We start from the raw sequence: 19,751 nt of genomic DNA on the forward strand, positions 1-19,751 counted from the left end.
AAACCATCCATCTTCTTTTCAGATTTCTGCGTCAAACTGCGAATCATCTTATATCCACGCCCCGGAACCATCGGATGAACCAGATATCGGAGCGGCTTGCGGAATTGCAGGAGGACAGTTCCGTCCTGATCGCGCTTTATGATCAGGACGATCGTCTGTGCTATGCAAACCCGGCCTTTCGCACGACCTTTGCCTTGGAACCCGAGGAATGCCCGCTATGGGCCGACTTGATGCGGCGCAATACGCGCAGCGGCAAGGGAACGATCATCCGGACCTCCGACTTCGAGACCTGGCTGGTCTCGGCGCAATCGCGGCGCGGCAAGCTGCCGTTTCGTGCCTTCGAGACGGATGTGGTCGACGGGCGCTGGCTGTGGATGACGGAGACGGTTCAGAAGGACGGCTGGATGCTTTGCATCGCCAGCGACATCACGCATCTGAAGGCCAGCGAGCGGGATATCAGACAGGATCGCGACTTCGCGCTGAAGGCATCGCAGACGGACGAGCTCACCAGCGTCTCCAACCGCCGCTTCATGATGGCGGCGCTCGACAGTCTTGCCAACGGGCATGCCGCGCCGCGGCCCATGGGTGGCTGCATCTGCATCATCGACCTCGATTTCTTCAAGCGCATCAACGATCTCTACGGGCATCAGACGGGTGACGACGTGCTGGTCGATTTCGCCCGCCGGGTGCATCCCCTCGTGCGCCGTCGCGACAGCTTTGGGCGGATCGGCGGCGAGGAGTTCATGCTGATCCTGCCGGACACGACCCTGGCGCAGGGCGAGCTGATCATCGAGCGGATATTGACGACGGTGCGCGGCGCCCGGCCGATCCAGAATGCGCCGAGTTTCTCCTACACCTGCTCGGCCGGGCTTGCGGAACTGCATCCCGGCGATACGGCACGCGAACTTTATGCGCGGGCCGACGAGGCGCTCTATCATGCCAAGCAGGGTGGGCGGGATCGGTTGCGGATCGTGGCCTAGTCAATGAGCCTTGCCGGGATCAGCCCGCGCAGGGAGTTGCCGACATAGAGTTTTCCCGTCTTCAGATCGTCGCGCGTGATGCGGCCGACGCGGGCCTTGCGCTGGCAGATCAGCTCTGTACGCAATACCCCCGCGAGAAGGCCGCAGGAGATCGGTGGCGTGCGCAGCATGCCCGAGCCATCGTCGAGGAAGATCGAGGTGATCGTGCCCTCGCAGGCCTCGCCGCGCTCGTTCAGCATCAGCACTTCGTCGGCTTCATCACTGGTGTATTCGGTGCGCGCGGCCTCGTAGACGGCGCGGCGCGTGGTCTTGATTCGCAGCAGCTTGTCGGCGGAGTCCAGCCGTTGATCGGCGATGCGGATGGTCCAGGTGGTATCCGGCGCGAGCGGCGTGAAGGGCGCGGTGGTGACCTCGATATTCGCGTTCTCGTCGAAGGTCAGCCGGACGCGCTGGTGAGATGTGGCGCCGGCGACGGCTTGCTGCAATCTTTCGAGCGCGCCCACCGGCTGCGGGAAACCAATGCGGCGGGCGGAGCGGGTGAGGCGGGCGAGATGCAGGCGCAGGCGGATGAAGCCGGTGTCCGGCTCGTAGCGCAGGGTTTCGATCAGCGAGAAGTCGGCCACGGTCAGACGCTCCCCGTTCCTGCGATCGGCTGGTCGCCGATGGCGAAGCGGGCCTTCAGGAGGCACTCCTCGTATTCGGCTTCCGCGGTGGAATCGATGACGATGCCGCCGCCGACATTGAAGACGGCGCGGCCGTCGTCGAAGAGGGTGAGCGTGCGGATGGCGACGGAAAAGCGCATGGCGCCCGAGGGCGCGATCATGCCGATGGCGCCGCAATAGACGTCGCGTGGGCCGTCTTCCAGCTCGTGCAGGATGGTCATCGCGCTGATCTTCGGCGCGCCCGTTATCGAGCCGCAGGGGAAGAGGGCGGCGAGGATGTCGCGGATTTCGAGGTTGGGCAGGAGCTTTGCCTGCACGTGGCTCACCATCTGGTGCACCGTAGGATAAGTCTCGATGTCGAAGAGTTTTGGGACGTCGAGCGTGCCGACCTCAGTGATGCGGGAGATGTCGTTGCGCAGGAGATCGACGATCATGCGGTTTTCGGCCTGCGTCTTGATGTCGGCGAGCATGGCTCGCTTGATCGCCTCGTCCTCGGCGGGGGTGCCGCCGCGCCTTGCCGTGCCCTTCATCGGATGCGTCTCGATCCAGCCTTCCTCGTCGGTGCGGAAAAAGAGCTCGGGCGAGCGCGACAGGATGACCGGGCCGCCGAGATCGACCAGCGCGCCGTATTTCACCGGCTGTCGTTCGATTAACGACCAGAAGGCGGCACTGACATCGCCGGACCAGCGGGCCTCTATCGGCATGGTGAGATTGGCCTGGTAGCAATCGCCCTGCATGAGGTGGTGGTGGAGGCGGTCGAAGCGGTTCTGGTAGGTGGAAAAATCCCATGCGGCTTTCGGCGCGGTCAGGAACTCTTCGTTTTCAAGTCGCTGCGCGGGCTGTGCGAGCGGGTGGTCGTCCGGTTGAGGGTTGTCGAATATGCCGAAGCAGAGAAGTGGGGTTTCGCGGTTCTCGATGGCGAAACGGGCGAGCTTGTCCTCGAAGAGATGGCCGGCTTCGTAGGCGATGTAGCCGGCGAGCCACTTGCCCGCCTTTCTGGCCTCCTCCATGCGGGCGAGGCCGGTAAAGACCTCGGCGCGGGTGTGGGCGACGATGATCTCGGTCGGGTCGGCGAAGAGCATGACCTGGCCGGATGTGTCGTCGCGGAAGAGGATGTGGGGGGCGCGCCCGTTCATGCTGAGTCCTGATTATGAAGCGGGGCGGTGCGGCAATCTCCCTTCTCCCCGTCGGGGAGAAGGGACCACACCTCAGCCCTTATCTAGCGCTTCCAGCTCGTCGATCAGCCCCTCGATCATCGACAAACCCTTGCTCCAGAACGACGGATCGGTGGCGTCGAGGCCGAAGGGCTTGAGGAGTTCGGAGTGGTGCTTGGTGCCGCCGGCCTTCAGGAGTTCGAAATACTTGTCCTGGAAGCCCTGATCCGCCTTCTGGTAGACGGCGTAGAGCGAGTTTACCAGGCAGTCGCCGAAGGCGTAGGCGTAGACGTAGAAGGGCGAGTGGATGAAGTGAGGGATGTAGGTCCAGTAGGTCTCGTAACCCTCGGAGATCTTGATCGCCGGGCCGAGGCTTTCGGCCTGGACGGACAGCCACAGTTCGCCGATCTGCTCGGCCGTCAGCTCGCCTTCTTTGCGGGCGGTGTGAACCTTGCGCTCGAATTCGTAGAAGGCGATCTGGCGCACGACCGTGTTGATCATGTCCTCGACCTTCTGCGCGAGCATCGCCTTGCGCTCGCGCTTGTCCTTTGTCTTGTCGAGAAGGGCGCGGAAGGTCAGCATTTCGCCGAAGACGGAGGCGGTTTCGGCAAGCGTCAGCGGCGTCTGGCACATCAGCGCGCCCTGGCCGCCGGCGAGCACCTGGTGAACGCCGTGGCCGAGCTCATGGGCGAGCGTCATCACGTCGCGCGGCTTGCCGAGATAGTTGACGAGCACATAGGGGTGGGCGGAGGGAACGGTCGGGTGCGCGAAGGCGCCCGGCGCCTTGCCGCGGCGAACCGGCGCGTCGATCCACTCCTCGTCGAAGAAGCGCTTGGCGATCGCGGCCATCTCTGGAGCGAAATTGCCATAGGCTGAGAGAACGGTGTCCTTGGCCTCGGTCCAGGAAATGACGGCGTTGGAGGTTTCCGGCAGCGGCGCGTTGCGGTCCCAGAACTCCATCTGATCCATTCCGAGCCACTTCGCCTTCATCGTATAGTAGCGGTGCGACAGGCGAGGATAGGCGTCGCGGACGGCGGCTGCCAGCGCATCGACCACTTCGCGCTCGACGCGGTTGGCGAGGTGTCTTGAATCGGCGATGTCCTCGAAGCCGCGCCAGCGGTCGGAAATGTCCTTGTCCTTGGCGAGCGTGTTGGTGATCAGCGTGAAGATGCGCAGATTGTCCTTGAAGGTCTTGGCGAGCGCCATGGCGCCCTTGCGGCGCACTTCGGGGTCGCGGTCCTGCAGCATGTTCAGCGTCACTTCGATCGACAGCATCTCGCCATCCACCTCGAAGCGCAGCTCGGCCATGGTCTCGTCGAACAGGCGGTTGAAGGCGGCGGCCGAGGTCATCGACTTCTCGAGGAAGAGTTGCTCCAGCTTGTCGTCGAGCTGGTAGGGCTTGTCCTTGCGCAGGTCGACCAGCCAGGGGCGATAGTGGCCGGCATCGGGGTCGTTGGCCATACAGGCGTCGATCACGGCGTCGTCGATGCGGTTGAGCTCGAGCGTGAAGAACAGCAGGTGGCCGGAGAAATTGGTGATCTTCGCCTGCACGTCGCCGTAGAGCTTGCCGTTGGTCGGGCTCGAGGTGTCGGAGAAATAGGTGAGGCCGGCGAATGAACCGAGGCGGCCGATGATGTCGTCCAGCGCTTCATATTCCTTCAGCGCCTGGCCGATGCCGTCTGCGCCCTTCTTCGTTGCGGCGTCCGAGAGCTTGCCCTTCCACTTGGCTTCGAAGGCAAGAGAATCCTTTTCGGCCTTCGCCATGTCGGCCTTGAAGGCGTCGGAGGTGGCGGAAGGATAGAGGTCCTGAAGCTTCCAGGTCGGGAGGTCGCCGAGTTCGATCGTCTTCGCGGAACCGGCATTGCTTACCGAAAAGTTGTATTCGGCGCCGAAGAGCGGGTTTTTCATAAGCGGGATCCTCTTCCTATTTTACGACAGCTCTGACTGTCTAAGCGCCCAAAGCCTTGGCATCAAGGGGCTTTTCGTCGCGCAGGAGCGTCGTTTCGAGGCGAATCCGCCTTCGTCACAAACGTTAAAATGCGATTATTTCTCAAAACTGGATGTTCAAGCCTTTCTGCGACATTGCCATTCAAGGTTTCGCATGAAGTGAGGCAGCAATGACCGGTTACAACGAGCACAAGGGTGCAGCGCAGATACTTGTCGTCGAAGACGATCCTGTACAGCGCAGACTGCTGAAGAACGCCATCGAGCGTCACGGACACGTCGTCCACCAGGCAGAGAATGGCCGGATCGGTCTTGAGATGGTGAAGAGGGCCGGCGGCCTCTACAACGTCATCGTTCTCGACCTGATGATGCCCGAGATGACGGGCCTCGAGTTTCTCGAGGCGATCCACGCCTTCGGTACGCAAATTCCCGTGATCGTCCAGACCGGGCAGGGCGGGATCGAGACGGTGGTGCAGGCGATGCGCGCCGGTGCCTTCGATTTCGTGGTCAAGCCCGTCTCGCCGGAGCGGATTTCCAATTCGATCGCCAATGCGCTGAAGCTCGATCAACGCGAGGTCAAGGCACGCGCCGGACGGCGTTCGCGCTCCGGTGCCGTCGGCTTCGACGATATCGTGTCGGCAAGCCCGGCGATGATCCGCGTGCTGGATCTCGCCCAGCGCGCCGCGCAATCCAACATTCCCGTCGTGCTCGAAGGTGAATCCGGCGTCGGCAAGGAGCTGGTGGCCCGCGCCATCCAGTCCGGCAGCGACCGTTCCGGCAAGCCTTTCGTCACCGTCAACTGTGGCGCCATTCCGCACAATCTGGTCGAGAGCATTCTCTTCGGCCATGAGAAGGGTGCCTTTACGGGCGCCACCGAACGGCATGTCGGCAAGTTCATGGAAGCCGATGGCGGCACCATCTTCCTCGACGAGATCGGCGACTTGCCGCTCGACGTGCAGGTGAAGCTGTTGCGCGCCGTGCAGCAGGGCGAGATCGAGACCGTCGGCGCGCGCACCGCGCACAAGGTCAACGTCCGCCTGATCTCGGCGACCAACAAGGATCTGATCGAAGAGGTCAAGAACGGTCACTTCCGTGAAGATCTCTACTACCGCCTCAACGTGTTCCCCATCACCATCCCGGCGCTGCGCAAGCGCAAGGAAGACATTCCGCATCTGGTGCGGGTGTTCACGGAGCGCTTCTCGAGCGAGCAGAAGAATGGCAACCGCATGACGGTCAATGCCGGCGCGCTGGCGCTGCTCACCGCTTACGACTGGCCGGGCAATATCCGGCAGCTGGAAAACGCGATCTTCCGTGCCGTGGTTCTGGCCGACGGTCCGGAGCTGACGGAAGCCGACTTCCCGCAGATCGCGGCGCAGCTTCCGGAATATGATGTGGTCGATCATCTGGCGCTGGTTGCCGACAACAGCAGCAATGTTCGCCTCGGCGAGATCGCCGCTGCCGAATTCGGTGTCTCGCAGACGGTGGCCGACAATGTCGCGGCGCGGATCAACGACGCTCCCGACAACGCGATTTCGAGCACCAATCCATCAGGCGACGTGCGCAAGCTAGCCGATGTCGAAGAAGAGCTGATCCGATTCGCGCTCAAGTTCTATCGTGGCCAAATGAGCCAGGTCGCGCGCAAGCTGGGCATCGGTCGCTCGACGCTTTACAGAAAGTTGAAGGACTACGGGATCGACCCCGACAACCCGCAAAAGGACGCTGCATAGGGTGTTTCAGTTAAGATTCCGGCAATCATCTTTTGTTACCAATCATAAACCACTTGTTAGTGGCCTGTTCACTATGTAAAGAAAAGGTTGATCATGTGTGGCATTTTTGCCATCGTGTGACCGCATTTCACAGTCAAGGGTCAGATTGAGGGACCATCGGCTGTCTGACGGGGATTGAGTTTGCCGGATCTGAATTGGAATACGAAGCCTTCGCGCCCGACATGGCGCAACAGGTGCGCAGACCTTTGCGGAAAGGTGACAAGGACGGCTATGGCCGCCCTTCTCGCAGTTGCAGTTTCGTCCCCGGTGCTCGTCGGCTCCAGTACGCCGTCCGAAGCGGCGGGCGAAACGCGTAGTCTCAAGCTTTACTTCATTCACACGGGTGAAAAGGCTGTCATCACCTATAAGCGCAACGGCAGGTTCGACCCCAAGGGTCTCGAGCAGCTGAACCGCTTCCTTCGCGACTGGCGCAAGAACCAGCCGACGAAGATGGACCCGCGCCTCTTCGACTTGATCTGGGAAGTCTACCGCCAGAGCGGTTCCAAGGATTACATCAACGTCGTCTGCGGTTTCCGTTCGCCGGGCACCAACGCCATGCTGAAGAACCGCTCGCGCAATTCCGGCGTCGCCGAGAAGAGCCAGCACATGCTCGGCAAGGCGATGGACTTCTTCATTCCTGACGTAAAACTGGCGACTTTGCGCGCGATCGGCATGAAAATGCAGGTCGGCGGCGTTGGTTTCTATCCGAAATCCGGTTCGCCCTTCGTGCACATGGATGTCGGCGGCGTTCGCGCATGGCCGCGCATGAACCGCGACGAACTCGTCCGTCTCTTCCCGAACGGCAACACGATGCACATCCCGGCCGACGGCAAGCCGCTGCCGGGTTATGAGCAGGCGGTCGCCGATTACAAGCGTCGCGTCAGCGACAGCTCGGTGCAGATGGCAAGCTCCGGCGCCTATACCGGTTCGGCCAGCGAAGAGCGCAAGAAGCCGAAGACCTTGTTTGCAGCCCTGTTTGGTGGTGGCGCGGACGAGGAAGAGGATAACTCCGACGACAGCACGCCAGCCGTTGCCAAGGCAACGCCGCCGAAGGCCGCCGATATGCCGAACGCAGCTGATCCGAGCCAGGGCGCCCCGGCTCAGGCAGAAGCTTCGCAGCAGACCGAAGTCGCAAGCGTCAACGCGCCGATCCCGCAGGTGCGGCCGGCGTTCGCAAATCAGCCTGGCGGCAGCGAAGTGGCCAGCGCCCTTGTCGCCCCGCAATCGGGTAATGCCGCGCAGGATGCTCTTGCCGCTGTGACCGATCAGGGCCAGCAGGGCTATGCGGATCTCAGCGCGTATAGCGTTCCGGTGCCTTCGCTCCTCGGTGCACGTCGTTCTCCGGGAGACGCGGAAGTCGCTTCAGCCGATCCGGCTGCCGCGATGACGGGGAATCTCGCGGCCGTGCCGACGCCGGCTGAGCGTCCGGCTCTGGCAGAAAAGCTCCTGGCGGCGGCGAATGCCGATCCGGAAGCCGGTGTCGATGAGGCAGATCAGCAGGGTACGCTTTCTCCAGCTGTTGCCGATGCTCTCAACCAGCAGAACACTGCCAATCACGGCCAGCTTGCAGCCAACCAGCCGCCGGTATCGAGCGTCGAACAGGCTATAAACGCAGCGATGCCACAAAAGGTTCCGGCCGAAAAACCGCCGGTGCAGCTGGCAGCGCTTGCGCCCGCGACCAAGTCGGCAAGCTTCGGCGATGCCTTCGATGTGCCGAAGCCGGCAATCGAGCCGAGTGCGGCTCAGAGCCTGCCCTCGAAGGGTGGCCGCCCGACCAAGCATGAAGCCGCTGAGGCCGATGCCAGCCGCGCGACTGTGACCACCGAGCCGAAGCTGACGCAGAAGATCATCTCGCAGTGGGCGCTCAGCAATGCGCGCATGGAAATGGTGACCAAGCCGGTCAAGGCACCGCGTTTCGTCAGCCAGACGCTGCGCGCGCAGCCGAAGGCCGTCTATGCCGAGGGCTTCACCAAGACGGCGTCGATCGATACGGGCCGTTTCAGCGGTACGGCGGTCAACTTCATGGAAGTGCGCAAGTTCGAATCGAACTAAGCCATCTTCCAGATCAGACAATCAGAACCGTCGGAGCGATCCGGCGGTTTTTTGTTGGTGGCGTTGGATGCGCGCAAGTAACGGAGAGCGGTGATGAAGATTGGGTTCGTGGGCACGGGGATGATCACCGAGGCCATGGTCAAGGGGATGCTCGGCTCGTCGCTCGACTTGTCGCGGATCACCGTTTCGCCGCGCAATGGCGAGATCGCGGCGCGCCTTGCGGAATCGTCGCCGCTGGTCGAGATCGGCGCCGACAACCAGGCCGTGGTTGATGCCGCCGATATTCTGTTCCTGGCGATCCGGCCGCAGATATCAGAAGAGGTGATCAAGGGCCTGCGGTTCCGTGCCGGGCAGAGCGTCATCAGCGTGGTTGCGGCCACGGATCGGGCGAAGCTCGAGGACTGGATCGATACGCCTGTCGAAATCACCCAGGCCATTCCGCTGCCCTTCGTTGCCGCGCGCGCAGGCGTGACCGCGATCTATCCTGGGAATGATACGGTGGCTGCGATCTTTTCGGCGCTAGGCAGTGCCGTCGCCTGCGAGACGCGCGCGGAGTATGATCTGCTGGCGGCCGCAAGCTCACTGATGGCCACCTATTTCGGCATTCTCGACCGCACCACCGGCTGGCTCGCCGATCAGGGGATGCCCGAGGATAAGGCGCGGGCCTATCTGGCGCCGTTGTTCCTCAGCCTCGCGCATGAGGCGGTCAAGCATGGCGAGACGCCGCTCACCGCACTCAAGGAGGAGTTCTCCACCAAGGGTGGCTTGAACGAGCAGGTGTTCGAGGACTTCGACCACAAGGGCGGCAGCGGCGCGCTGATCGCGGCGCTCGATCGCGTGCTGGCACGGATCAAGGGGTAGGGCAGCCCGGTTCAGGGCTTGCCGGGATTGTCGTTGGCGGTCGTGCGAAACTGCTCGTCCTCGAGCACGCGCGCGCCGGTATCGAGCACCCGGATCACCATCTCGTAGATGTTGAGCGCGCGTTTGCTTGAAGGCATGCTGTTGTCGAGAATCGTGAGCGCCTGGCGCAGGCGCTCGGCCAGTTCCTTGTCGGTGATCGTTTTCACGAAATGCGCTCCGCAAGTTGCTCCTCTGACTGTGCAATCTACCGCGAATTGCGTGGTGAAACCACTATCCGAAGGTTGGAGACGGGCGTTGTGCGCCACCTTTCAGCCGGCGATTTCGGACATGACGTGTTCGGCGATTGCAAGCGACGAGGTAAGACCCGGGCTCTCGATGCCATAGAGATGCACCATGCCGCTGACGCCGTGGACTGAGGGGCCGTGAATGGCGAAGTCGGCGGCGGGCTGGCCGGGGCCGGAGAGTTTGGGGCGGATGCCGCTATAGGCGGGCTGCAGGCAGTTGTCGGGCAGGCCGGGCCAGTAGCGGCGGATTTCGTCGTAGAACCGCTCGCAGCGCGTAGGATCGACCTCGTAGTCGATCGCGTCGATCCACTCGACATCGGGCCCGAAGCGGATGGAACCGCCAAGATCCATGGTCAGGTGCACGCCGAGGCCGCCATCCTCCGGCACCGGATAGATCAGCCGCGAGAAGACGTTGCGTGTCGGGGCGGCGAAATAGTTGCCCTTGGCGAGGTGGAGCCTGGGCACCGTGGCGTGGTCGAAGCCCGAGACGAGCCGGGCGAGATCATTGGCGCGCAGGCCGGCGGTGTTGATGAAGTGGCGCGATGATACGTCGTATTCCTCGCCGCTCGTCTTGTCGCGGGTGCGCAGGACGAAGCGGTTGTCGGCGGCCTCGCCTGACATGATCTCGGTGTTGAGGGCGATGAAGGCGCCGTTCTCCTCGGCATCCCCGCGCAAGGCGAGCATCAGCGCATGGCTGTCGATGATGCCGGTCGAGGGCGAGGCGAGGGCGGCGACGCAGTTCAGCGCCGGTTCGCGCGCCGTCGCTTCCTCGCCTGAGATCAGCACGAGATCATCGACGCCGCATTCGGCCGCCTTGATGCGGATGGCTTCCAGTTTTTCGACCTGCGATTGGCTGGTGGCGACGATGAACTTGCCGCAGCGGGCGTGAGGAATGTGCCTGTCCTCAGCGTAGCGATAAAGCTTTCCGCGCCCTTCGATGCAGAGCCGCGCCTTCAGCGATCCCGGTGGATAGTAGATGCCTGCGTGGATGACTTCGGAATTGCGGGAGCTGGTCTCCATGCCGATCATCGGGTTGGCCTCGATGACCAGCGTCTCCAGACCGCGTATCGCCGCTTCGCGCGCGATCGCCAGCCCGATTACGCCGGCCCCGGCGATGATGCAGCCGACCTCATCCATTCCAATCCTCCTGCGACGCCTCGATCACTACCGCAATCGGCAGGGCGATCAAAGTCCTGCAATCCTAGAGCTTTTGGCGTAGAGCTTTTGGCATGAGTGGCATGACCGATTGGGGGGAGACACAGGCCTATTTCGGTTTATAACGTCGCATGCCCTGAGAAACAGCATCCGTTCGGCCTATATGAGGCATGTGCGTAGCGTGCCCCCGGCGCGCCGTTCGCTGTCCGACAAATTGATTTGATGAAGACGACAAGGATTAATCATGCAGACCTATCCCGATGTGAAGCTGTTCATCGACGGCGAATGGAAGAATGCCGCCTCCGGCAAGACGCTGCCCGTCACCGACCCGGCCACGGGTGAGACCATCGGCACCATTCCGCATGCCTCCCGCGAGGATCTCGACGCAGCACTCGCCGCAGCCGACAAGGGCTTCCGCGTCTGGCGCGATACCTCTCCCTTCGACCGTTCGAAGATGATGCGCCGCGCCGCCGACCTGTTGCGCGAGCGCAAGGAAACCATCGCCTGGATGATGACGCGCGAGCAGGGCAAGCCGCTGGCGCAGTCGCTGGTCGAAATCGCCGGTGCAGCAGACGTGATCGACTGGTTCGCCGAAGAAGCGCGCCGTACCTATGGTCAGATCATCCCGTCGCGCGCGCCGAATGTCACGCAGCTGGCGATCAAGTCGCCGGTCGGCCCGGTCGCGGCGTTTACGCCGTGGAATTTCCCGATCAACCAGGTGGTGCGCAAGCTTTCGGCCGCTATCGCCGCCGGCTGCTCGATCATCGTCAAGGCGCCCGAGGAAACCCCGGCATCGCCGGCTGAACTCATCCGCGTCTTCGCCGATGCGGGCATTCCCAATGGTGTCGTCAACCTCGTCTACGGCATTCCGGCCGAGATCTCCGAGTATTTGATCTCGCACCCCGTCATCCGCAAGATCTCGTTCACCGGCTCGACGCCTGTCGGCAAGCAGCTGGCGGCGCTGGCCGGCCTGCACATGAAGCGGGCGACCATGGAGCTCGGCGGTCACGCCCCGGTCATGGTGTTCGATGATGCCAATGTCGATCAGGCCGTGTCGATCATGGCCGGCTCGAAATTCCGCAACGCTGGCCAGGTCTGCGTCGCGCCGACGCGCTTTCTGGTGCAGGACGGCGTCATGGACCAGTTCACGGATGGCTTCGTCAAGGCCGCGCAGGCGGTCAAGGTCGGCAATGGCCTGGACGCAGGCGTCGAGATGGGTCCGCTTGCCAATGAGCGTCGTATCCCGGCTCTCGAAGAGCTGATCAACGATGCCGTCTCGAAGGGTGCTGAACTGAAGACCGGCGGCCGCCGCATCGGCAACACCGGCAACTTCTTCGAGCCGACGGTGCTTGCCAACGTGCCGCTTTCGGCGCGCGTGATGAACGAGGAGCCCTTCGGCCCGCTCGCCATCATCAACCGCTTCTCGACGCTCGACGACGCGATCACCGAAGCAAACCGCCTGCCGTTCGGCCTGGCCTCCTTCGCCTTCACCAGCTCCAGCGCCACCGCGCAGGCGCTTGGCCGCCGCGTGGAAGCCGGCATGCTGTCGATCAACCACAACGGCCTTGCGCTGCCAGAAGTGCCGTTCGGCGGCATCAAGGATTCGGGCTACGGCACGGAAGGCGGCTCGGAAGCGATCAACGCCTATCTCGACGTGCGCTACGTCACGCAGCTCGGCTGATTGCCGAGCAGAGAGACAAAAAGAAAGCCGCCGGGGCGACCCGGCGGCTTTCTTGTTTGGTTCGATCGTAACCGGAAATCAGGCTTCAGCCGGACCTTCGATCATGCCGAGGGCGGCGAGGTAGGTGTCGAGGATTGCTTCTTCCTCGAGACGCTCCTGCTCATCCTTCTTGCGCAACGCGATGACCTTTTTCAGGATCTTGGTGTCGAAGCCGGTTCCCTTGGCTTCGCCGTAGACGTCCTTGATATCGTCGGCGATGGTCTTCTTTTCTTCTTCCAACCGTTCAATGCGCTCGATGAAAGCGCGAAGCTGGTCGCGGGCAACGCCGTGGGCATCAGACATCGTGTTCTCCTGCTAGGGGGATAAAAATTCGGATGGCGTTGACTGCCGTGAAGATCAGCCGGGGTCAAGCCTATTCGACAGAGCCGGGGCTCATTTGTGCGGGTTGTTGCTTTCGAATGCGGCTTTTTGTTGGGGCGACGCTTCGGTCTGGTAGCGGCTTTTCCACTCGTCGAAGGGCATGCCGTAGACGATCTCGCGGGCCTCGTCCTTCGTCAATTCGACGCCATCGGCATCGGCCGCGTCCTTGTACCAGTTCGATAGGCAGTTGCGGCAGAAGCCGGCCAGATTCATCATGTCGATGTTCTGCACATCGGTGCGTTCGCGCAGGTGCGCGACGAGACGACGGAAGGCGGCGGCTTCGAATTCGGTCTGTTGTTCCTTGCTGAGCTCGGTCATTGCGCTCTCCTCTTCTCAGTATGGGCCGGTGCGCGAGGCGTGCACCTGGTATTGATGCAGCGCCGGGTCGGCGTTCATGGTCGCGAAGATCGGCGCCAGCCGGTCGGCCCAGGCGGCGATGCCGGCCGCGTCGCCGATCAGGTCCTGGCGAACCTCCAGCAGCGCGTGCGGGATGCCCGTGACCATGCAATGCTGGTACATGGTGTCACCCTTCAGCGCGCCATCATAGGGCTCGTTGTCGCCGATCACCAGATCGGCATCGGCACGCAGCAAGTCAAGCAGCGGGGCGACGGCGCGGTGGTCGCTGTCCCACAACACGGCGGCGTGCCATGGGCGCGGCACGTTTTTCCAGGCGGGCGTGAAAGAATGCAGCGAAAGGACCAGCGGCGCCTTGCCGGTCGCGGCGGCGACCTTTGCAATCGTCTCGCTGACGGCATTGTGATAGGGGCGGTGGAAATTGGCGATGCGGCCGTTCCACTCCTCCTGGGTGATCGGGTGATTGCCCGGAATGATGGCGCCGTCGGAGATCTTCATGATCAGCGTCGGGTCGTCCTCGCCCCGGTTCGGGTCGATCAGCAGCCGCGAGAAGCCGCCGAGCACGGCGGGCACGCCAAGCTTCTCAGACAGCGCCCGCGTCAGTCCCTCGATGCCGATGTCATAGGCGATATGCCGGGCAAAGGCGCTCTCGGGCAGGCCCAGGCTGCCATAGCGTTTCGGCAGGCGGTTCATCGCATGGTCACCCAGGAGCACCATACCCCTGTCATGATGTCCGCCTAGAATTTCGAAGGATTGGAAGTCGTTCATCGAGGACAATGCCATTGAGTGTTTGCAAGCGTGTCTCTGATCGCACGGGCAGGGGAAGGGTTCAAGCGCGCGCCGCGATCAATCACTTCGCTATGGCTTGGCAATCTCCGCGCGATCCTTGCGGCGGCGACTGCGCCTCTTGTTTGATGTCAGAAATATAATCGATTAGCATTGCGTTGACTTTCGCCGGGAGGCAGCGCAAGAAGGCACGACAACGAATAACCGGGAGCCAATTGGAAGTCGTGTTGATCCAGACCGCGCCATGTTTCCTTACGCGTTCCGGGCCGCTTGCCCGTTTTGCTCTTTTTGTTCTCGCGGCGTTCTCGCCGTTCTTCATTGCCGATGTGGCGCGCGCTGATTTCCGCGTCTGCAACGGTACGCAGAATCTAGTCGGCGTGGCGATCGGGTACCGGGCCAAGGACGGCTGGATGACGGAAGGCTGGTGGCAGGTCCCGGCAACGACCTGCGCGACACTGATCGAGGGAGAACTTCAGTCTCGCTACTACTACCTCTACGCCGAAGACGCCGCCCGGGGAGGACGATGGACGGGCGACGTGCAGATGTGCGTGGCGGAGAACGAATTCAAGATCACGGGCGTCAATGATTGCTACGCCCGTGGCTATCAGAAGATGGGGTTCAAGGAATATGACACGGGCCGCCAGGGCAGCTGGATGGTTCAACTTTCCGATACCCCAGGCACCCAGGAAAGTCCGAACTGATGAAGCGTAACCGCAAAGTAAAAATCCTCGCAACGCTCGGACCCGCCTCGTCCGAAGAAGCGATGATCGAGAAGCTGCACCAGGCCGGTGCCGACGTTTTCCGCATCAACATGAGCCATGCGAGCCATGACACGATGCGCACGCTGATCCAGCGCATCCGCGCCGTCGAAGCGCGCAGCGGCCGCCCGATCGGCATTCTCGCCGACCTTCAGGGCCCGAAGCTGCGCGTCGGCAAGTTCGCCGACGTCAAGGTCGACCTGAAGCCGGGCGACACGTTCACGCTCGACAACAACGACACCCCCGGCGACAAGAACCGCGTGTTCCTGCCGCATCCCGAAATTCTCGAAGCCGTGAAGCCAGGCGACCGCCTGCTGATCGACGACGGCAAGCTCGCTCTGCGCGCTGAAAAGTGCGACGGCAAGAGCATCGTCACGACGGTCATCTCCGGCACCCGGATTTCCGACCGCAAGGGCGTCAGCCTTCCCGACACGATCCTCACCGCCGGCGTCCTGACCGACAAGGACCGGGCCGACCTCGATGCGGTTCTCGCAACCGACGACGTCGACTGGGTTGCGCTCTCCTTCGTGCAGCGTCCGGAAGATCTGGTCGAAGTGCGCAAGATCGCCCGCGGCCGCGTCGGCCTGATGGCGAAGATCGAAAAGCCGCAGGCGATCGAGCGGATCGAAGAAATCATCGAGCTCTCCGACGCGCTGATGGTTGCCCGTGGCGACCTCGGTGTCGAAATGCCGCTCGAATCCGTTCCCGGTATCCAGAAGCAGCTGATCCGCGCCTGCCGCCGTTCGGGCAAGCCGGTCGTCGTCGCCACGCAGATGCTGGAATCGATGATTTCTGCTCCGGTCCCGACCCGCGCCGAAGTCTCCGACGTCGCGACCGCCGTCTTTGAAGGCGCCGACGCCGTCATGCTCTCGGCTGAATCCGCCTCCGGCGATTATCCTGTTGAAGCCGTCTCGACCATGGCATCGATCGCCAGCACCATCGAGCGCGAGCCGCATTATCCCGGCATCATCTACGCCCAGCGCGCCCAGGCGGAAGCCACCGGCGCCGATGCGATTTCACTGGCTGCCCGCCAGATCGCCGAAACGCTGCGCCTGTCGGCCATCGTCTGCTACACCTCGTCGGGCACGACGGGCCTGCGCGCCTCGCGCGAGCGTCCGCAGGTGCCGATCCTGGCGCTGTCGCCTGTTATTCAGACCGCGCGTCGCCTCGCCATCGTGTGGGGCCTGCACTGTGTGGTCACGCATGACGCGACCGACCTCGACGACATGGTCAACCGCGCCTGCCGCATCGTCGCCGACGAAGGCTTCGGCAAGCCGGGCGACCGCATCATCATCTCGGCCGGCGTGCCGCTCGGGACACCGGGCGCGACCAACATGCTGCGCATCGCCTATATCGGTTCGGACGGCCAGAGCGGGTTTTGATCCGGATTTGGTTTGATTGAATTGAGAACCCGCTGCCTCCAGGAGGTGGCGGGTTTTTTCGTTGTTGGGTTGTGGCTTGGTGCATTGCCGGTTTGGTGGGTGGGATACCCCCTCTGCCCTGCCGGGCATCTCCCCCACAAGGGGGGAGATCGGCAAGTGGCTTGCTGCCCAATCAAACAACGAAGGTTGAGCGAGCGGCCGCGCCCAGCCAATCTCCCCACCTGTGGGGGAGATGCCCGGCAGGGCAGAGGGGGGTAACACGCCGACTGGCCTCTCAATCAGCATCCCTCTGCACCTGTCGAGAACTCGCGATCGCCCCTCACCGAAGCGACACATGACCAACGCGATAGATCCGCGTCGACGGCGACACAGCAGGCGCATCCGCGTGCAGCGCAAAGCGCACCATCGTCCAACCCGAGGGATCGAACGCCGCGACGGAGGCGAGCACGCCGGGTTGATCCAACCGCTCACGGGCGTAGGCGGTTTCGCTCTCCCGAACCGATGCGAGCGAAACGTCCGTACCCAGCGGCAATATCTCGCGCGTCGCGAAGCGCGCCTTCGTCACATCCGGCGCCACATCGCCATGCCAGACAATCCACGTCGCCACCTGTGGCCGGCCGAAGGATTGGCTGACGGCCTCAAAGCCGGGGCCGCAGAGGAAGTCGCTCGCGCCTTCAGCATGCCGCCACAGATAGAAGGGCGCGTAGAGATTGTCGGTTGCGCCGAGTTCGCCCTTGCGTGCCGTGAGATAGGCCTTGAAGCCGAGCTTGGGGAAGCCGTCTGTCATCGGGCCCTTGTCGCGGATGCGGCGGTCGATGATCGCCATGTCGTAATCGGCGGGCAGGGTGAAAGCGTATTGCATGGCAATCATGGCGCGGTCTCCATCGCGCGGATTTCCCAGCCGGGCTCCAGCATCTGCTGGCCACCATTGCCGAAGGACCATTCGTCCGGCGCCGTGGTGTTGATGACGATCATCACATCCTCAGGCCGCAGGCCCGGCGACTGACCGAGCAGTTCGACCGCGCGTTTGAAAAAGGCGGTGCGCGCCGCCGCTGTGCGCGGCTTGCCGGCGGTGATGGCGATCAGCACGAAATCGTCGGAGCGTGGGCCGGCGAGATAGTTGCGGTCGAAGATCAGTTCGCCCCGTTCATGCTGGTGAATGATGTGAAAGCGATCGGCCGGCGGGACGTTGAAGGTTTCCACCATGGCGCGGTGGAGGCTCTCGGAAAGCGCCGCGATATAATCAGGCGACTTGCCTTTCAGAAGCGAGATACGAGTGAAGGGCATGTTTGCCTCCTTTTCCCAGATGTTGACAAGGAGAGGATCGCACGGCACGATAATGCAGAAAATCAGAATATAATGGATCATTGATCCCGAAAATACGGACTATTTAATGCGGCGGACGATCTTCGACCTCGACGTTCTCAGAACCTTCGTCACCGGCATGGAGCTCGGCAATTTCGCGCGCGCCGCCGACCGGCTGGGGCGTTCGACGTCGGCGGTGAGCGCGCAGCTGAAGAAGCTGGAGGAGCAGGCGGGCACGCCGATCTTCCGCAAGTCCGGTCGCGGGCTGGCGTTGACCGATGCCGGCGAAACCATGCTCGGCTATGCGCGGCGCCTGCTTGAGCTGAACGACGAGGCGGCGGCGGCCGTGCACAGCGTGGAGCTGGAGGGCTGGGTGCGGCTTGGCTTGCAGGAGGATTTCGGGGAGACGCTGCTGCCCGATGTGCTCGGGCGTTTCGCGCGGGCGCATCCGAAGGTCAGGATCGAGGCGCGCGTGGTGCGCAACGTCGAGCTGATCGAGCGGGTAACGTCGGGCAAGCTCGACCTCGCGCTCGCATGGAGCGACGGGACGCTGACACCGCATTGCGACCGGATCGGCGAGGTGCCGATGCGCTGGATCGGCTCGGCCTCGGTGTCATCGGGGTGGGACCGGACGAGCGGAGAGCCGCTGCCGCTTGCGGCACTCGAGGCGCCCTGCCTGATGCGCAGCGCTGCGACCAAGGCGCTGGATGCGGCGGGGATTTCCTGGCGGCTCGCCTTTGTGAGCCCCAGCCTCGGCGGCTTGTGGGCGGCGACGGCGGCGGGGCTCGGCATCACGCTGCGCACGCCGGTCGGCCTGCCCGCGAAGGTGCGGCCGCTAATCGTTGAGGGACTGGCGCTGCCTGAATTGCCGGGGCTCGGACTGGTGCTGCATCGCGCCGAGGCCGAGAGCGCGCCGGCGGTGGCGAGGCTGGCCGGGCTGGTGCGGCAGTCGGTTTTTGATGTGCTTGGCGAGGTTGCAAGGCCCGTTGGTGGGGTGGTGCGGGTGGTGCGGTAAGGGCGCGGTTGACCCGTTCGCCGGCCGCTGTTAGCCTTCACCCATCATGATGACGCTCACGCTCAACATCGCTTCGGTCTTCTTCTTGAGCCGCTGAAGGCTCGGCCACCACTGTGGCCCTGAAGACGCGACCGCAACCCGGCCCTTCGGCCGGCAGCGGCGCTTGACCGAAATCCGCCTCCTGTCAGACGAGCGACGCTCTGGGGAGGCGCAGATGGAGCAATTTCCATGACCGACAAAACCTATCCGCCTGTGCTCAGCGCGGCCGAGATCGAGCTGTTCATCGAGCGCGGCTTCATCCGCATCGACAACGCCTTTCCGCGTGAACTGGCCGAGGAGGCGCGCGACTTCATGTGGCGCGATATTCCCTGCGATCGCGACGATCCCTCAACCTGGACCCATCCCGTCATCAGGCTTCCGGGCTATGGCGGCGGGCCTTTCGCAGCGGCTGCCAACACGCCGGTGCTGCATCAGGCGTTCGACCAGCTGGTGGGCAAGGGGCGGTGGCTGCCGCGCGATGGGCTCGGCAGCTTTCCGGTACGGTTTCCGCATCCGGATGATCCCGGGGATGCCGGCTGGCATGTGGATCTGAGCTTCGCCGGGGAGACGGGCGACCCGAACGAGCGCAGCGATTTCTCGGCGTGGCGGGTGAATGTCACTTCGCGCGACCGGGCGTTGCTGATGCTCTTTCTGTTTTCCGATGTCGGCGAGGAGGATGCGCCGACGCGTATCCGGGTGGGCTCGCACAAGGATATGGCGCGCTATCTGGCGCCGGCGGGCGAGGCGGGGCGGTCGCATATGTATCTAGAGCAGATGGGGGCGGAGCGGCCGCAGGCGCTGGCGACGGGGGCGGCGGGCACGGTCTATCTGTGCCATCCGTTCGTGGTGCATGCGGCGCAGATGCATCGCGGCAAGACCCCGCGCTTCATGGCGCAGCCGCCGCTCGGGCTGCGGCAGCCGTTCTCGCTCGAGCGGGCGGATGGGGATTATTGCCCGGTGGAGATGGCGATCCGGCGGGGGCTTGCGGAGGGGTAGGGAGCCGGTTGGTGCGGGTGTAATTGCGGGCTTGGTGGGGCCGTGCGGTAAGTGAGTTCGCCGCAGGTTCAGTGCGTGTGATACCCCCCTCTGCCCTGCCGGGCATCTCCCCTACAGGTGGGGAGATTGGCTGGGGGCGGTCGCTCGCTCCTACCTT

The 19,751-nt window shown here is 63.2% G+C and carries 18 protein-coding genes and 2 pseudogenes; 10 read left to right on the plus strand and 10 right to left on the minus strand.

Annotated features, from left to right (window positions below; all coding sequences use genetic code 11):
• The first annotated feature begins 74 nt into the window (after positions 1-74).
• Positions 75-980 carry a sensor domain-containing diguanylate cyclase gene (locus tag ACIQUB_RS19330; protein WP_113236415.1) on the plus strand — a complete coding sequence of 302 codons (906 nt, stop codon included), beginning with the start codon at positions 75-77 and terminating at the stop codon, positions 978-980.
• On the opposite strand, the gene ACIQUB_RS19335 is transcribed toward ACIQUB_RS19330, so the two are convergent.
• The 3 genes from ACIQUB_RS19335 to ACIQUB_RS19345 form a co-directional block, all read right to left on the minus strand.
• Positions 977-1,603 carry an aminotransferase class IV family protein gene (locus tag ACIQUB_RS19335; protein WP_113236416.1) on the minus strand — a complete coding sequence of 209 codons (627 nt, stop codon included), beginning with the start codon at positions 1,601-1,603 and terminating at the stop codon, positions 977-979. The two genes, ACIQUB_RS19330 and ACIQUB_RS19335, sit on opposite strands and share 4 nt — an antisense overlap.
• A 2-nt stretch (positions 1,604-1,605) precedes the next feature.
• Positions 1,606-2,778, minus strand: coding sequence for an aminodeoxychorismate synthase component I (locus tag ACIQUB_RS19340; RefSeq protein WP_113236417.1), 1,173 nt, complete (start codon positions 2,776-2,778; stop codon positions 1,606-1,608).
• 72 nt (positions 2,779-2,850) lie between these two features.
• Positions 2,851-4,704, minus strand: a complete 1,854-nt coding sequence (locus ACIQUB_RS19345) for a M3 family oligoendopeptidase (protein ID WP_402931401.1) — start codon at positions 4,702-4,704, stop codon at positions 2,851-2,853.
• A gap of 209 nt (positions 4,705-4,913) precedes the next feature.
• Between ACIQUB_RS19345 and ACIQUB_RS19350 the strand changes: the two are divergent.
• The 4 genes and pseudogenes from ACIQUB_RS19350 to ACIQUB_RS19365 all read left to right on the plus strand — a co-directional run.
• Positions 4,914-6,168 (plus strand): annotated as a pseudogene (locus ACIQUB_RS19350) (sigma-54-dependent transcriptional regulator); the annotation flags it as partial.
• An 86-nt stretch (positions 6,169-6,254) separates the two neighbouring features.
• Positions 6,255-6,467 (plus strand): annotated as a pseudogene (locus tag ACIQUB_RS19355) (helix-turn-helix domain-containing protein); the annotation flags it as partial.
• A 180-nt stretch (positions 6,468-6,647) separates the two neighbouring features.
• The gene (locus ACIQUB_RS19360; RefSeq protein ID WP_113236419.1) at positions 6,648-8,558 is read left to right on the plus strand and encodes a DUF882 domain-containing protein; all 1,911 of its coding nucleotides are present in this window, start codon (positions 6,648-6,650) and stop codon (positions 8,556-8,558) included.
• Positions 8,559-8,651: 93 nt separating this feature from the next.
• Positions 8,652-9,419, plus strand: coding sequence for a pyrroline-5-carboxylate reductase (locus tag ACIQUB_RS19365; protein WP_113236420.1), 768 nt, complete (start codon positions 8,652-8,654; stop codon positions 9,417-9,419).
• Positions 9,420-9,430: 11 nt separating this feature from the next.
• On the opposite strand, the gene ACIQUB_RS19370 is transcribed toward ACIQUB_RS19365, so the two are convergent.
• Both ACIQUB_RS19370 and ACIQUB_RS19375 read right to left on the minus strand, forming a co-directional pair.
• A complete protein-coding gene (locus ACIQUB_RS19370) occupies positions 9,431-9,625 on the minus strand; it encodes a hypothetical protein (protein ID WP_047509466.1) in 195 nt (64 codons plus the stop codon).
• A 102-nt stretch (positions 9,626-9,727) separates the two neighbouring features.
• A complete protein-coding gene (locus tag ACIQUB_RS19375; protein WP_113236421.1) occupies positions 9,728-10,840 on the minus strand; it encodes an NAD(P)/FAD-dependent oxidoreductase in 1,113 nt (370 codons plus the stop codon).
• A gap of 262 nt (positions 10,841-11,102) precedes the next feature.
• On the opposite strand from ACIQUB_RS19375, the gene ACIQUB_RS19380 reads away from it, so the two are divergent.
• Positions 11,103-12,539 carry an NAD-dependent succinate-semialdehyde dehydrogenase gene (locus tag ACIQUB_RS19380; RefSeq protein WP_402931404.1) on the plus strand — a complete coding sequence of 479 codons (1,437 nt, stop codon included), beginning with the start codon at positions 11,103-11,105 and terminating at the stop codon, positions 12,537-12,539.
• 78 nt (positions 12,540-12,617) lie between these two features.
• Here the strand turns inward: ACIQUB_RS19380 and ACIQUB_RS19385 are convergent, their stop codons facing one another.
• The 3 genes from ACIQUB_RS19385 to ACIQUB_RS19395 form a co-directional block, all read right to left on the minus strand.
• Positions 12,618-12,881 (minus strand): DUF2312 domain-containing protein, encoded by a 264-nt coding sequence (locus tag ACIQUB_RS19385; RefSeq protein ID WP_018899724.1) that lies wholly within the window; start codon positions 12,879-12,881, stop codon positions 12,618-12,620.
• A gap of 90 nt (positions 12,882-12,971) precedes the next feature.
• A complete protein-coding gene (locus tag ACIQUB_RS19390; protein ID WP_113236460.1) occupies positions 12,972-13,277 on the minus strand; it encodes a DUF1244 domain-containing protein in 306 nt (101 codons plus the stop codon).
• 15 nt (positions 13,278-13,292) lie between these two features.
• On the minus strand, positions 13,293-14,081 hold the full coding sequence (locus tag ACIQUB_RS19395) for an N-formylglutamate amidohydrolase (protein WP_113236464.1): 789 nt from the start codon (positions 14,079-14,081) through the stop codon (positions 13,293-13,295).
• A gap of 233 nt (positions 14,082-14,314) precedes the next feature.
• Here ACIQUB_RS19395 and ACIQUB_RS19400 point away from each other — a divergent pair, with 233 nt between their 5' ends.
• The gene (locus ACIQUB_RS19400; protein WP_111563360.1) at positions 14,315-14,800 is read left to right on the plus strand and encodes a DUF1036 domain-containing protein; all 486 of its coding nucleotides are present in this window, start codon (positions 14,315-14,317) and stop codon (positions 14,798-14,800) included.
• Positions 14,800-16,239 (plus strand): pyruvate kinase, encoded by a 1,440-nt coding sequence (pyk, locus tag ACIQUB_RS19405; RefSeq protein ID WP_047509459.1) that lies wholly within the window; start codon positions 14,800-14,802, stop codon positions 16,237-16,239. The genes ACIQUB_RS19400 and pyk overlap by 1 nt, the downstream gene beginning before the upstream one ends.
• Before the next feature lie 319 nt (positions 16,240-16,558).
• Here pyk and ACIQUB_RS19410 read toward each other — a convergent pair whose 3' ends face one another.
• The gene (locus ACIQUB_RS19410) at positions 16,559-17,110 is read right to left on the minus strand and encodes a DUF4865 family protein (protein ID WP_113235178.1); all 552 of its coding nucleotides are present in this window, start codon (positions 17,108-17,110) and stop codon (positions 16,559-16,561) included.
• Positions 17,107-17,526 carry a tautomerase family protein gene (locus tag ACIQUB_RS19415; protein WP_113235235.1) on the minus strand — a complete coding sequence of 140 codons (420 nt, stop codon included), beginning with the start codon at positions 17,524-17,526 and terminating at the stop codon, positions 17,107-17,109. Before ACIQUB_RS19415 ends, ACIQUB_RS19410 begins: the two co-directional genes overlap by 4 nt.
• Positions 17,527-17,632: 106 nt before the next feature.
• Here ACIQUB_RS19415 and ACIQUB_RS19420 point away from each other — a divergent pair, with 106 nt between their 5' ends.
• Both ACIQUB_RS19420 and ACIQUB_RS19425 read left to right on the plus strand, forming a co-directional pair.
• On the plus strand, positions 17,633-18,559 hold the full coding sequence (locus tag ACIQUB_RS19420) for a LysR substrate-binding domain-containing protein (protein ID WP_113235180.1): 927 nt from the start codon (positions 17,633-17,635) through the stop codon (positions 18,557-18,559).
• Positions 18,560-18,787: 228 nt separating this feature from the next.
• A complete protein-coding gene (locus ACIQUB_RS19425; RefSeq protein WP_113235182.1) occupies positions 18,788-19,594 on the plus strand; it encodes a phytanoyl-CoA dioxygenase family protein in 807 nt (268 codons plus the stop codon).
• Positions 19,595-19,751 lie beyond the last annotated feature (157 nt).

Source organism: Rhizobium sp. NPDC090275, assembly GCF_044772225.1.
Classification (GTDB): domain Bacteria; phylum Pseudomonadota; class Alphaproteobacteria; order Rhizobiales; family Rhizobiaceae; genus Rhizobium.

Excerpts from the sequence above, each read along its gene's own strand:
- ACIQUB_RS19380 (WP_402931404.1), top strand. The coding sequence starts at position 11,103 with ATGCAGACCTATCCCGATGTGAAGCTGTTCATCGACGGCGAATGGAAG.
- ACIQUB_RS19365 (WP_113236420.1), top strand. The coding sequence starts at position 8,652 with ATGAAGATTGGGTTCGTGGGCACGGGGATGATCACCGAGGCCATGGTC.
- ACIQUB_RS19410 (WP_113235178.1), bottom strand. The coding sequence starts at position 17,110 with ATGATTGCCATGCAATACGCTTTCACCCTGCCCGCCGATTACGACATG.
- ACIQUB_RS19425 (WP_113235182.1), top strand. The coding sequence starts at position 18,788 with ATGACCGACAAAACCTATCCGCCTGTGCTCAGCGCGGCCGAGATCGAG.
- ACIQUB_RS19420 (WP_113235180.1), top strand. The coding sequence starts at position 17,633 with ATGCGGCGGACGATCTTCGACCTCGACGTTCTCAGAACCTTCGTCACC.
- pyk (WP_047509459.1), top strand. The coding sequence starts at position 14,800 with ATGAAGCGTAACCGCAAAGTAAAAATCCTCGCAACGCTCGGACCCGCC.
- ACIQUB_RS19330 (WP_113236415.1), top strand. The coding sequence starts at position 75 with ATGAACCAGATATCGGAGCGGCTTGCGGAATTGCAGGAGGACAGTTCC.
- ACIQUB_RS19385 (WP_018899724.1), bottom strand. The coding sequence starts at position 12,881 with ATGTCTGATGCCCACGGCGTTGCCCGCGACCAGCTTCGCGCTTTCATC.
- ACIQUB_RS19340 (WP_113236417.1), bottom strand. The coding sequence starts at position 2,778 with ATGAACGGGCGCGCCCCCCACATCCTCTTCCGCGACGACACATCCGGC.
- ACIQUB_RS19415 (WP_113235235.1), bottom strand. The coding sequence starts at position 17,526 with ATGCCCTTCACTCGTATCTCGCTTCTGAAAGGCAAGTCGCCTGATTAT.
- ACIQUB_RS19375 (WP_113236421.1), bottom strand. The coding sequence starts at position 10,840 with ATGGATGAGGTCGGCTGCATCATCGCCGGGGCCGGCGTAATCGGGCTG.
- ACIQUB_RS19395 (WP_113236464.1), bottom strand. The coding sequence starts at position 14,081 with ATGAACGACTTCCAATCCTTCGAAATTCTAGGCGGACATCATGACAGG.
- ACIQUB_RS19390 (WP_113236460.1), bottom strand. The coding sequence starts at position 13,277 with ATGACCGAGCTCAGCAAGGAACAACAGACCGAATTCGAAGCCGCCGCC.
- ACIQUB_RS19345 (WP_402931401.1), bottom strand. The coding sequence starts at position 4,704 with ATGAAAAACCCGCTCTTCGGCGCCGAATACAACTTTTCGGTAAGCAAT.